The organism is Helicobacter sp. L8 (genome assembly GCF_003660355.1).
GTDB lineage: Bacteria > Campylobacterota > Campylobacteria > Campylobacterales > Helicobacteraceae > Helicobacter > Helicobacter labacensis.
Genome location: NZ_QXQR01000007.1, coordinates 25,547 through 38,092, shown reverse-complemented (window position 1 = coordinate 38,092; position 12,546 = coordinate 25,547). Strand labels below are relative to the sequence as shown.

The 12,546-nt window shown below is 49.3% G+C and carries 11 protein-coding genes and 1 pseudogene; 3 read left to right on the top strand and 9 right to left on the bottom strand.

Features of this window, described 5'->3' with window-relative positions; translation table 11 throughout:
• Position 1: 1 nt before the first annotated feature.
• The 7 genes and pseudogenes from serS to trpA form a co-directional block, all read right to left on the bottom strand.
• The gene (gene serS / locus EAO37_RS05030) at positions 2-1,261 is read right to left on the bottom strand and encodes a serine--tRNA ligase (RefSeq protein ID WP_120951989.1); all 1,260 of its coding nucleotides are present in this window, start codon (positions 1,259-1,261) and stop codon (positions 2-4) included.
• Positions 1,254-2,066, bottom strand: a complete 813-nt coding sequence (locus EAO37_RS05025; protein WP_120951986.1) for a carbon-nitrogen hydrolase family protein — start codon at positions 2,064-2,066, stop codon at positions 1,254-1,256. The genes serS and EAO37_RS05025 overlap by 8 nt, the downstream gene beginning before the upstream one ends.
• Before the next feature lie 2 nt (positions 2,067-2,068).
• A complete protein-coding gene (locus tag EAO37_RS05020) occupies positions 2,069-2,839 on the bottom strand; it encodes a ubiquinone/menaquinone biosynthesis methyltransferase (RefSeq protein WP_240451731.1) in 771 nt (256 codons plus the stop codon).
• On the bottom strand, positions 2,836-3,216 hold the full coding sequence (gene hemJ / locus EAO37_RS05015) for a protoporphyrinogen oxidase HemJ (RefSeq protein ID WP_235853027.1): 381 nt from the start codon (positions 3,214-3,216) through the stop codon (positions 2,836-2,838). Before hemJ ends, EAO37_RS05020 begins: the two co-directional genes overlap by 4 nt.
• Positions 3,217-3,265: 49 nt before the next feature.
• Complete coding sequence (locus EAO37_RS05010) at positions 3,266-3,820, bottom strand: YigZ family protein (RefSeq protein ID WP_120951983.1); 555 nt, start codon at positions 3,818-3,820, stop codon at positions 3,266-3,268.
• 4 nt (positions 3,821-3,824) lie between these two features.
• Positions 3,825-4,493 (bottom strand): META domain-containing protein, encoded by a 669-nt coding sequence (locus EAO37_RS05005; RefSeq protein ID WP_240451730.1) that lies wholly within the window; start codon positions 4,491-4,493, stop codon positions 3,825-3,827.
• Between the two features lie 23 nt (positions 4,494-4,516).
• A pseudogene (trpA, locus tag EAO37_RS05000) lies at positions 4,517-5,307 on the bottom strand (tryptophan synthase subunit alpha).
• Between the two features lie 78 nt (positions 5,308-5,385).
• Here trpA and EAO37_RS04995 point away from each other — a divergent pair.
• Positions 5,386-6,288 (top strand): tetraacyldisaccharide 4'-kinase, encoded by a 903-nt coding sequence (locus EAO37_RS04995; RefSeq protein ID WP_120951977.1) that lies wholly within the window; start codon positions 5,386-5,388, stop codon positions 6,286-6,288.
• Here the strand turns inward: EAO37_RS04995 and EAO37_RS04990 are convergent.
• Positions 6,285-8,507 (bottom strand): polysaccharide lyase family 8 super-sandwich domain-containing protein, encoded by a 2,223-nt coding sequence (locus EAO37_RS04990; protein WP_120951974.1) that lies wholly within the window; start codon positions 8,505-8,507, stop codon positions 6,285-6,287. The genes EAO37_RS04995 and EAO37_RS04990 overlap by 4 nt on opposite strands.
• 90 nt (positions 8,508-8,597) lie before the next feature.
• Between EAO37_RS04990 and EAO37_RS04985 the strand changes: the two genes are divergently transcribed.
• Positions 8,598-9,386, top strand: coding sequence for a hypothetical protein (locus tag EAO37_RS04985; protein WP_120944934.1), 789 nt, complete (start codon positions 8,598-8,600; stop codon positions 9,384-9,386).
• On the opposite strand, the gene EAO37_RS04980 is transcribed toward EAO37_RS04985, so the two are convergent.
• The gene (locus tag EAO37_RS04980; RefSeq protein WP_120951969.1) at positions 9,383-10,138 is read right to left on the bottom strand and encodes a VirB8/TrbF family protein; all 756 of its coding nucleotides are present in this window, start codon (positions 10,136-10,138) and stop codon (positions 9,383-9,385) included. The genes EAO37_RS04985 and EAO37_RS04980 overlap by 4 nt on opposite strands.
• Positions 10,139-10,191: 53 nt before the next feature.
• Here EAO37_RS04980 and EAO37_RS04975 point away from each other — a divergent pair, with 53 nt between their 5' ends.
• Positions 10,192-12,546 (top strand): TraM recognition domain-containing protein, encoded by a 2,355-nt coding sequence (locus EAO37_RS04975; protein WP_120951966.1) that lies wholly within the window; start codon positions 10,192-10,194, stop codon positions 12,544-12,546.

Below are 12,546 nucleotides of genomic sequence, written 5' to 3'. Positions count from 1 at the left end.
GCTACACCCAGCTTTTCAAATAGGGTTCTAAGACTTTGGGGATGTGAATCTCCCCATGGCGATCTTGGTGGTTTTCCATGAGGGCAACCAAAGTGCGCCCTACAGCCAAAGAGGAGCCATTGAGAGTATGCACTAGCGCGTTTTTCTTGCCTTCTTTGTAGCGGATTTTAGCCCGCCGGGCTTGGAAATCGCGCGTGTTAGACACCGAGCTAATCTCGCGATAACACCCCTGCCCGGGCAACCACACCTCAATATCCACCGTGTTACTTGCGCTAAAACCTAGATCGCCACTGCAAAGTTGCACAAAGCGATGGGGGAGCTCTAGGGCGCACAAGATCGCGCTGGCTGCCTCTAACATCTTTTCTTGCATGCGATCACTTTCATTAGGGTGGGTGAGCGCGACTAACTCCACCTTGTCAAATTGGTGTTGGCGAATCATGCCATGTGTGTCCTTAGAAGCGCTCCCGGCCTCTTTGCGAAAACATGGCGTGCAAGCGGTCATCATAATAGGCAAATCCTCTAGGGGCAAAATCTCATCGGCGTAAAGATTGGTCAAACTCACCTCAGAAGTGGGGATCAAATACAGCGATTCGTCCTCAATCTTAAAAAGGTCTTCTTGGAATTTAGGGAGTTGCCCCGTGCCAAACAGACTTGCGCTATTGACAACCACCGGCGGGCTGACAATCTCAAAGCCACGCGCGGCATTGGAGTCGAGCATAAAATTAGCCAACGCGCGGTGCAGTAACGCCCCTTGGGCGCGCAAGACATTGAAGCGACTCTTAGAGATCTTCACCGCCCTCTCAAAGTCGATCCAGCCATTTTTTTGGGCAAGTGTGTGGTGTTCTTGGGGGGGGAAGTCAAAACTCTTAGGGGTTAACACCCTCTTGATCTCCACATTATCCTCTTCATCTTTGCCAAAGGGGGTAGCCAAATCTAACAAATTGGGGATACCCGCCAAAAGGGTGTCTAGCTTGTCTTCTAAGGTGTTGGCTTGGGCTTGCAGGTGGGCGATCTTGCTCTTGTTTTGCTCTAGAGAAATTTTGATCTTATCAGCCTGTGGGTCATTTTGGCGTTGTGCGGTGTAGAAGTCTTTAGAGATCTTGTTTTGGAAGGCTTGTGCTTCTTCAAGTTGGAGCTTTTGGGCTTTAAACTCCAGCAACACCCCCTTTAACTCCAGTAAAACTTGGGGATTTACAAAGCGTTTTTGCAGGTTTTCTACCACACCCTCAAAATCTTTCAGCAATAATTTTTTATCAATCATGGAACTCTCCTAGATGAGTTTTAGGGGTTCTAAAGCCCCATTCGCGCGCCCATGCGTCCAAATAAGCCTTTTGCACCTCTAGGTGCAAAACCCCCTCTTGCCCCTGCAAGCTGTCTTCAATCTGTCCATTGGGCAGAGCCACAAAGCTATCCCCATAAAAACGCCAAGCAAGATTGCATTTGTGTTCTTGGTAATACTCTTGGCGCACCATGCCCACTCGATTAGCGCGCGCCACTAACATAGAATTACAAAAAGCGCGCGCGCTACACACGGCACGCCAGCGATCAAAGGACTCAAAGGTGCTAGCTGTGCTCAACAGCACCATATCCACGCTGGCTTCCTGCAACATCACCCATAGCTTGTCAAAGTGCAATTCATAGCCAAAGAGCAAGGCGATCTTAATGCCCTCTAACACGAAATTTAAGGGCATTTGTAATTCTTGGTGCGGGTTAGCAAAAAAGGCGCGCTCATTCCAATGATCAAAGGCGATCAAGCGTTGCTGGAGGCAGTAACGCGTGTGCTTAGGGCTAATCCACGCCATTTGTTTGTAGAGCTTGTGATCTTGCAATGACAAAGTGGGCAGGGCTAAATGCACCCCCCTTTGGCGCGCTAGGGCTTCTAGCTGGGCTTGGCGGGCTTGGGCTTGGCTGGCGCAGTGTTGTGGATCGCTTTTGAGTAGATCCAAAAAGAACGGGCTTAACACATACTCGGGAAAAAGGCACAGCGCGCCCTCAGGGATTTGGGCTAAATTCCTTTGCAAGAACTCTAAATCTAGGCGCGCTATTTGGAAGATCGCTAGGTGCATGCTTACCCTTGTGCGTTTTTGAGCGCTACAATGCAAGACACGCTCTTACATAGGTAGTGCTTTTTCTCCACCACCTCCAAGCCCACCGCATTGAGCTCGTCTTCTAATTCGTCCACACTAATAAAACCCTCAATAGAAGCGGGCAAATAGGCATAAGCCTTGTAGTTGCGGCTAAGTAACATGCCAAAGATGGGCAAAATCTTAGCCGTGTAAAAATGCGCCAAAGTGCCTAAAATCCCGCGTTGATCGCAACGCATAAACTCTAGCACTAGCAACACTCCGTCCTTTTTAAGTGTGCGGCTAAATTCGCTCAGGGCTTGTTGCCTCTCTAGAACATTGCGTAAACCATAGGCGATAGCAATTAAATCCAAACTTTGGTTAGGCAATATGGAGAGATCCTTAGCCTGCAAGCACTCTAAAGAAATACAGAGGTGATCTTTAGCGCGCGCGGCGATCTTGGCTTGGGCGAGGTGCAACATCTCTTTAGAAGGATCGATCCCATAAATATGCGCCACACTTCCCCCAGACATCTCCAGCGCGCTTAAAATGTGCAAGAGCATGTCAGCTGTGCCACAAGCCACATCGGCTACGCGCAAACCGCGCAAATTCCCCCTAAAGGCGTAGACCCAGTGCAAAGCGCGCGCGATCGAATCCTTGCGCCATCTCTCATCTTGTTTGAAACTCAATAGGCGATTCGTGCTGTCATAAGTGGGCGCAATGGCATCAAACATGCCAATGATCTGATCTTGTTTGTGCTCGCGCCCTGAGCTCAAAAGAATTTCCCCACCACGCAAAAGACGATCACGATCATGCAGATTGTGGGCACTTCGTTGATCCACCTAAAGAAAGACGGGCTTTTATACGCACTATCATGGCGCAATGCGCGCATGAACTTTTTGCACATGAAGTGGTAGTGCAATAAGATCAGCACGCAGAGTAATTTCAAGTGCAACCACCCATGGTGGAAGACTTCTGTGCCTAAGATATAGAGCAAGAGCACTCCGCTGAGCACAGAGAGCACCATAGCAGGCATGGCGATGTAGCCATAGAGTTTGTCCTCTTGCACCTGCACGATGCGCACAAACTCCTGTTTGTCTATGTTTTCACGGTGGTAGACTAACAAGCGAGGCAGATACAACAACGCCGCCATCCAAGAGATGATCGAAATCACATGCACGATCTTAAGCCACACATATAAATTATCCACACACTTCTCCTAAAATATTCAAGGCTTGCGCGCCTTTTAAGCGCACCCACACGCCCTCTAATTCCAAACCCTGTTTTTCTAAGACCACGCCACACTTTTTAGCCCGCGCGCTCAGGCTGTCTAGCTTGGCATAGGGCACAAAGCGCAATAGGGGTTCTTCAAAAACCTCTAGGGCGTTTGTGGCGTGCATTTCTTGGATACAAAGTTGCACACTGGTCGCATAGGCTTTCATCAACCCCCCCACCCCCAAGAGTACCCCCCCAAAGTAGCGCACCACGATCACCGCGCTTTGGCATAAATCTTCATGGCGCAAGATGTCCAAAAGCGCGCGCGCGCTGTTTTTGGGTTCTTTGCCCTCATGCAAGGCTTCTTGGACTTGCCCTTTTTGCACACGGCGGTAGGCATACAAGATATGGCGCGCCTTGTGGTGTTCTTGCTGGATTTGGGCTAGAGTGTTTTCAAAGCGCGCGCTAGGCATTAAAAAGCCCAAGAATAGCGAACCCTTAACTTTGTGCTTGGATTGTATAGAGGTGTTGAGCGTATACATGGCTTCAATGTTGCAAGTAGATTTGCATTTTTTGGTTATCTAGCACCAAAGTCTTTTTATCGCGCGTGATGGTAAAAAGCCCTTGTAAATGCCCATAAAAGGCTAATTCAAAAGCCATTAATTTCTCATTCTTGCACACCCGGCGCGAAATACCCTTGTCTTCAATGTGGAGATGATCGTCATCGCGAAACGCGTAACTGATGAAATACTTATTGCAATAAGCCGTCCCATAGGCGCGTAATTGTTTTTGATCGAATTCCACACGCCCTATGGGGCTACTGGCGATCGCGCTGGCGTATTTGGGGTCTTGGGCGTTTTGGCGGTTGCGCGCGATGTCCTCTTGGAGGCGTTGGATGTCGCTTTTAATCAAGGAAGTATCGGGGGGCAAGCCCTGCGCGTTGAGATTTTTGATCTTGGTTTCTAGTTGCGCTTTGAGTAAATCCAATTTGTCCTTAGGGGCGGGGGGTTGGGGGTTGATCGCCTCTAAAATGAGATCGGCGGTGTTAAAGCTCTGTCCGTCCATCACCACGCGCACAATGCGGTAGGAATTATAGGCAAAATCCTTGCTAAAAAAACGCACCAAAAAACACCCACTCAAAAATAAGGCGATCAGGCACAAGCCCAAGCCCCAGCGCGCGCCCTTACCCATAACTCCAAAAACACTTCCTCGCACTCCAGCCCCTTACGCGTTAAAGCCTAATTATAGCATAAGCCCGCGCGCATATATTGCACGAAAATACGCAAACGCGCTAGCATGGTTTCCACATCGTCTAAATGCGCTTGCAGGATTTGCACCAACGCCGAACCCACGATCACCCCTTGCGCGCCCATTTGCAGGGCTACTTGGGCATGTTCAGGTTTAGAAATACCAAAACCTAGCAAACAAGGGGTGTTACCATGCGTGCGCAACTGGGCAATGACCTCTTTTGCCCCTCTTTGCAAACACTCCTGGGTCCCTGTAACCCCCGCGCGGGCTAGCACATAAATATAGGCGTGGCTGAGTCTAGCAATTTGCTCTAAGTGGGTAGGAGAAGTGTGGGGGGCAGCGATGAAAATAGGGGCGATGCGGTGTTTTTGCGCGCTTTGCAAAAAGGGCGCGCTCTCAAATAGGGGCACATCGGCTACCAGCACACTATCCACCCCGTTTTCCAAACAGGCACGATAAAAATCCTCAATGCCAAAGCGGTGCACCAAATTCGCATACACCAATAAACCAATGGGGATGTGGGCGTTATAGGCGCGGATTTTTGCTAGCCATGCAAAGTTGGCGCGCATGCTCACCCCAGCGCGCAACGCGCGCACATGGCTAGTTGAATCGCCGCCCCATCGGCTATTGGATCCGAGAAAGCAAACCCCAATTCGAGCGCATCCACCTCCAAATCTATTAGGGTTTTCACCACGCTAAAACTCACCTCATAGCAGGGATCGCCCAACATCACAAAGGGCACAAACACCCCGGGTTTTTCAAGTGCTTTTTTGTATCTCATGGGGGCTACATCGGCACACAAGTTAAACGCTAAAAGCCTTAAGCTTAACTTGTGCATAATCCCCTAAAAAGCAATAAAATGACTTGGATTGAGAACTATTTTTATGCGCCCAGCCTCCCCCAAAAGATTTTAGCCTACACACTCTACCCCTTTAGCCTTGTCTATGGGGGTGTGGCTACGATCAAACGCGCCCTAGCCCCCTATGAAGACTTGGGCTTGCCCATTATTAGCGTGGGGAATTTGGTGGTGGGGGGGAGTGGCAAAACCCCCTTTATTTTAGAGATCGCCAAAGCCCTAGAACCCTTGCATGTGGGGGTGGTGAGTCGGGGTTATAAGCGCGCTTCTAGGGGTTTGGTGGTGGTGAGCCAGCGCGCTCAAGTGCTAGTACCCCAAGAGTGTGCGGGCGATGAAGCCTATCTTTATGCGCTAAATTTGAAGGCGAGTGTCATTGTGAGCGCGGATCGCAAAGCTGGGGTGCTAAAAGCCAAAGCCTTAGGGGCGCAGGTGGTGTTGCTAGATGATGGGTTTCGCTTTAATTTTAAGAAACTCAATATCGTGTTACAACCCGCGCGCGCGCCTTACTTTAACTTTGTGTTGCCCAGCGGGGCGTTTCGCGAATTTCCCCGCAATTACAGCCAAGCGGATATGCTCTTGCAAGAAGGGCGCGATTACACGCGCCAAGTTTGGGTGCGCGATCCTACACCCAGAATGATCTTAGTGAGCGCAATTGCTAACCCCAGTCGTTTAGACCCCTTTTTGCCCGCGCAAGTGGTGCACAAACTCTACTTTAGAGATCATGCCCGTTTTGATCTGCGCGTTTTAGAACAAGCCTACCAAGCCCACCAAGCCACTTCTTTATTGGTTACCACTAAAGACGCGGTGAAACTTAGAGACTGCCCCCTGCCTTTGAGTGTGCTAGAACTCAGCCTAGAGATCGCGCCCGCTCATAAGCAAGCCATCTTAGATTACGCGCAAGTCTAGAGCTTTAGCAAATCCAACACCAAAGAAGCTCCTAAGGCGGGGGGTTGCAAGTTTAGTAATGTGCGATCGCCCTTGTGGGCAACTTGGACGCTTGGGCTGGGCTGGGCTAGGGCGTATTTGCCATCAATGATAATGGTGGTAGGTTGGGCGCGCTGGCTAGGATCGGCGACACTGAGTTGTAAGCCCTTGGGAGTGGTGATCTCTAAAAGAGAAAGCGCGTCTGTCAAATAGAGATTGGCGATTTTGAGCCCCCCGTGCTGGTATTTATTGATGGCTAAGAGGTGTTTAGAATTGACGCGCACGGCATGGTATGAATCCTTTTGGGCTAAGATCACTATGTCGTCAATGGGGTAGGTTTCCACCTGCGCTTTAGAAAAGTTGGGGAGCACCAAATAGGCGTAAGTGGCTTGGGGGGTGGTGTGCGTGATGAGGGCTTGCAAAAAGGGCGCGCGCAACACAAGGGGGGATTTGCCCCCAATTTGGGCGTAACTCCCACTTCTTAGCACTTCTTGAACGGACACGCGTAAGTCTTGCATGAGAATATAGCCGATGTTAAAACGCTTGGTGGGGTTGGTGAAGTTGAAAAAATCCCCTCTTTTGGACAGAGTGGCTAAAGCACTAAGGGGTTTACCATTGGCTTCAACGCTAATATGGTCTGTGGGGTTGATCTTTCTATTGTCTATGGTGGTGATGGCTTGCTTGGGGCTATGCACATTGCCTAGGGCTAATAGCACCCCATCTAGGAACAAGTAGGATTTTTTGGCGCGCAAATCCCCTGAGCGAAAATCCATCCCCACAAAGCCATAGTGTCCATTAGACACGCCCCCCACCCAAGTTTGGCTACTTAATTTCCCCTTACTAGGGGGTTCTTGGGTGGTGTTCTCAGTGGTTCCGGGCAATTTAAAGGGATCCACAAGGGGCCAATAATCTATAAACGCCCTAGCATCTCTGCCATAAATATAAGTCATCCCATCGCTGGTGTCAAACCCCTTGAGATTTTCTCCGTTCATTCTCTCGTAGTTCAAAATCCGCTTGGAGTGCATGGCTAGCACAATATTACCCCCCACCACGCGATCCATCGCCCCAAAAATACGCACAGAATCTAGGCGCAAGGGAGCCAGATCGCTCTTGGCGATTTGTTCTAGGGCTTGCTTTATGAAGGTGTGCTTGATGGTGGGGTGGAATTTCAAATTGTCCTTGATGAGTTGTTGGAGGGGGATTTTATAGGGGGGCGGTGCGTGCTGGGCTAAGATCGCCAAAGCAAAGATGAGACTCGAGGCGCGGCTAAAGTCATCTTCGCGATCACGGCTGATCGATCGCCCACATATTGAAGCGTTCAACCCCCCTTGGATCAAAAAATACGGGTAGGATTTGAGCACACTCGCATACAAACTAGGGCTAATCAAGTCTGCTTGCATAAAGCGCGTGTGATCTAACACCCACATGAACAGGGCTAAACCCCTCAGCAACACCAGTCCATAAGACCCATTAGAGGGGACATGTTGGTGCTGGATAAACGATCCGTCCGCATAAAAGCCATCGCCATGATCTACGATTTGGGACACCGGGCGCAGGGCATCAAGGGCTTGTTGGATTTGGGCAGTGTCATTTTCAAGCGCGCCCCTTATCAAGCTGATGAACGCGCTATCCACCCGGTTAGCCCCCTGACTTAGTCTTGGCTTGGGGTTGCTACTCACACGCGCCCCTGCGCTTAAGCCTGAATAGCGCGCATCGGGTTGGTAGTATGTTTGGGCACTCAAGAGTTTAGCGCGCAAGGCTGTGGGGATAAAAGTCGCCCCCAGCACCAAGATCTCATTGAGAAGTTTGGGAATCCCAATTTCATAATGCCACCAATTACCTCTTTCAAGCCCCCCCACGACATAGTAACGCGCAACCACCTCTAGGGCTTGCACGATTTGTAGTTGGAGTGTTGGGCTGTGGTAATAGGGATTCTTAGGGGTTTGTTCTAATTTGAGCAAATCTTCAATGCCTGCTAGTGTGGCTTGTAATAGCTTGCCTGAGCTTAGATCAAGATAGGAGCTAAAGACATGACTAGAGGACAAGTCCCACTGCTCTAAAGCTCTGCGCCCCCTTTTGAGATAAAGAGCGCTTTGGCTAGGCTCTAGCAAATAACGCTTAAAATTTTCTTGTAGGCGTCGCAAAGAGGTGTCCGCCTCCAACACCATAGCAATAAGACAGATCAACACCAAACGCGCCATAACAACCTTTTAATCTCATTTGGCAAATAAAGCCCAAATTAAGACGATCCTAAAGTATAATGCTTGGCAAATTTTGATCAAAGGTTTACCATGAATCCTCTGCAGGCGATCCTCCATGACTCCCAAAAGCGTTTGATCTTAGACGCGCGCGCCTACGCGCATAGAGTGTTAATGCAACACAAACCCTACCCATGGCATGATCCCACGCTCTATAGCAATTACATGAAACAAGTCGCCTCTTTACTAAAGGCGGACGCGTTGGTGTTGCGTTTTGATAAACTCTTAGAAGAAGAATTGCAAAACAATAGCGCGCTGGTGGCTAAGATGGGGGAGAAAAAGCGTAGCGGATACGCCCTTAAGGTGTTTTTAGGCGATGAGACATTGCGTGCTATCACAACTTCGCTCATCAACACCGCCACCCAAATTTTGCATGTGCATATCCTAACCCAGCTCCCCTCTCCACTCACACTTTTACAAATGACAGCTAAGGCTGTGGGGGCTAGCCAAGATTTTGAGGACGAACATATAGAAAACGCGGGGGTGTATTACGCCGATTGGTTGCGATCTTACAAGGATTCTAAGGTGCGTGGCTTGCTCTTTGATGCGCGCCCCCACGATCTCAACACAAGCTTATACCAACCCATCACCAACACCGCACAGAATTACGCATGGCTGGTGGGCTTTAGAAAAGAACAATCCCTAGAATTTTTAAGCGAGTCCAAGAGTATCCCGGTTTTAGACAGCGATTTTTGGATCGATCAAAGTCAGGGGGGGGCATGCGCGGGGGGGGCGTGTGTGAATCGCGTTTTTTTCACCGAAATCCACCAGGATGCCGTGCCTGAGGTGGTGTTAGAAAAACTCACAGAGTTTGTCAGTTAGTCTTTGAGGTGCGAAATCTCTGTAACACTGTAACGGGTAACCTGAAAGCCGGTTGGGTTTTTGGGCATGGGGGCGTAGTCAAATTTGGGTTGGGGTAGAAAGGTGTAGCTAAGAGTTACATTGTAGCGTTTCTCATAAAGCAATTTGCCCGCGCGGAAGAGTTTTGCGCTGATCTGGGCGTTGGCAAGATTAGCCCCCTTAGCCCTTTGTAAAATGGCGACATTGATGACCTTGATGTCGCGTTCCATGTGTGTGTCGGTGTAAATGCTGTTTTTAGAGGCGACTAAACTCTCAAAGATCGCCCACACCTTGTGATCGCTTTGCAGGCGCACCACCTCGTAGCGTTCTTGATCGTCAATGTGGTTAACGCTCTCGCGATTGAGGATATAAGTGCCTATGAGCGATCGCGCCAACGCCTCATTGCTGGAGATACTCTCATCAGCACGCTGGATAATGGCGTAATGCTTGTCTTGATTGGCGAAGTCCACAAAATGGTGTTCTGTGCGCTTGAGGGGCAAGAGCACCACCAAAGCGATGGCTAGGGCTAAACTCACCACACTCAACACGCCCACAAGTTTATAGGCGATAGCCACGCGTTGGCGTTCCAATCTAAAAACGCTGTTTAAGTCCAGTTTCTGGCTTGCCAAACTCTCCATTTGCCGGCGCATCTCGGTTTCAAAGGCTTGTTGTTGGCGCGTGAGTCGTTCTAGCAATTCTGCAAACAAGGCTTCTTGTAAGGGGTCTTTATCCATTGGGACCATTATAGTTAATCCTAACTTAACGCAAAGACCACTATAATAGCCCCATGTGGGAGAAGTTTGGGAGTTTTTTGCGCGCTAAGGCTTGGGATTTGCTCGTGGGAGTGAGTCCTAAAGTCTATTCTATGGTAGAAGAAAATAATATTTCGGGGCTTTATGACACGCGTTTTTTACTCACCAAACAAGAACAGCTCGTGGGAGCGGTGCAAATTGAGGGCTTGAGTCTGAGTGCCCTAGCCCAACAGGATTTAGAAAATTACTTTGAGTGCAAACACAACGCCTTGAGCCAACTCTGTGGCATTGTCTTGCGCATTTACACCAAACGCCAAGAAATCACCCTCAAGCAAAATCCCCGCGTGCAAAACCCGCACGCCCAAGAGATCATCTACAATTTTGAGAGCAAATCCATTTATGAGAATAGCTATTACCTTATTTTAGAAACCACCACCACCCCGCTTAAGGGCTTTTTTGAAACCAAAAAGCGCGCCTTGATCGCCTCTGATGCCAAAGACCCCTACGCGCACAAACTCTCTTTGCTCAACGATGCCATCGCAAAAATCACCCATGCCCTGCAAGATTTCCACCCCCAAATCCTCAACGCGCACGAAGTCCTAGAGTTTTACGCCGCGATCATCAATGGCATAGAATTGCCCTTGCAACCCCATTGGGGTTTTTTAAGCGATAGTTACATCGCCACTAATGTGTTCTTCCACAAGGATTATTTTCTGCAAGAACGCTATGGCATGCGCGTTTATAAGCGCATTTTAGGGATCAAAGCCTATGAGAGTCAGAGCATCACCTCCATAGCCCTGTCTTCTTTGCTCCACCAGCCCAAAGAATTAGACATTGTCTTTTCTATCAAGCCCTTGGGTTTGCAAGAAGCCCTAGCCTTTATCCAAGAGAAGATTCGTTTGAGTTTAAGCAAATTGGTGCGCGCCCAATTAGAACATTACTATGAACTCCTCAAATCCAAACAGCTTGTTTTGCAACAATGCGCTTTGAATATCATTCTTAAAAGCCCTAGTTTAGACGCGCTTAACCAGCACACCCAAGAGGTCTTAAGCCTGCTTTCTAACCAGCACTTGGTGGGCGTGGTAGAAACTCTGGGGCTCAAACCCGCTTATTTTTCGCTTTTTCCGGGGCGTATCCAGCTTAATCCCCGTTTGCGTCTGTTGAGCGCGCAGGCGTTGGCGTGTTTGGTGGTTTTTGAGCGGGCTAACCGGGGCTTTAAAAGCAATTCTTGGGGGGATATGCCCTTGAGTGTCTTCAAAAATTTGGATCACTCCCCCTATCTTTTTAATTTCCACAACCAAGAAGTGCGCCATAAGGGGGTAGCCGCCCATAGTGTCGCTAAAGTCAATGGGCACACGATGATCATCGGGGCGACAGGGGCGGGCAAGACGACTTTAATGGGCTTTTTGATGATGAGCGCGCTCAAATACGACCACCTCAATATTCTCGCCTTGGATCGCGCCTATGGGCTTTTTTCTTGCACGCATTACTTTGGGGGGGTGTATAATAGCGGGGCGCATTTCCAAATCAACCCCCTATCCTTAGAGCGCACCCAAGAAAACCACGATTTTTTGCACTCTTTTTACGCGGCGATGCTGGAGGTGGGCACACAGGACATAATAGAACGCAATGCGATCCACAAAGCCCTAGAGAGCTTGTATGCTACCCTCTACCCCCAAGCCTTTTGCTTGCAAGACTTCAAGGACGCGCTTGTGCACAACCCAAGACTTTCTCTTGCCCTAGAACCCTATTGCAACCACCCCCTTTTTAACGCCATGCAAGATAGCTTAGAGTTTAAAACCCCGTGGACAACCATCAACATGGACGCGATCACCCTCAACACTAAAGATTTGGGCTTACTAGCCTACTACATCTTTTACAAGGTCTTATCGCGCGCGCTCAAAACCAAGCAGGGCTTTTTACTCTTTGTCGATGAGTTTAAGAGTTACGCCCAAAATAGCGTGCTCAACGATCACATCAATACCCTTATTACCCAGGGGCGTAAGGCTAATGGGGTGGTGGTGCTAGCCTTGCAGGATGTCCACCAACTCTACGACTTAAAGCATGCCAAGAGCTTTATCAACAACATGGGCACTTTGATTTTCTACCCCCAAAAGCACATGGATAGCGCTTTACTCAGCACCCAGCTAGGCATCCAACTAAGCCACATGGAAGCGCATTTCCTAGAAAACACCCCCACCCACGCCCACCAAGTGCTCATCAAAAACATGGGCGATGGGAGTTCTAATATCGTGGATATTAGTCTTAAAGCACTAGGTCCCCATTTGCAAATCTTTAGCTCCAATGCCACCCATGCCCAGCATTTAGAACAACTCATGCGCGCCCACCCGCGTGATTGGCGCGCCAAACTTCTCACACAAGGGGCTTAG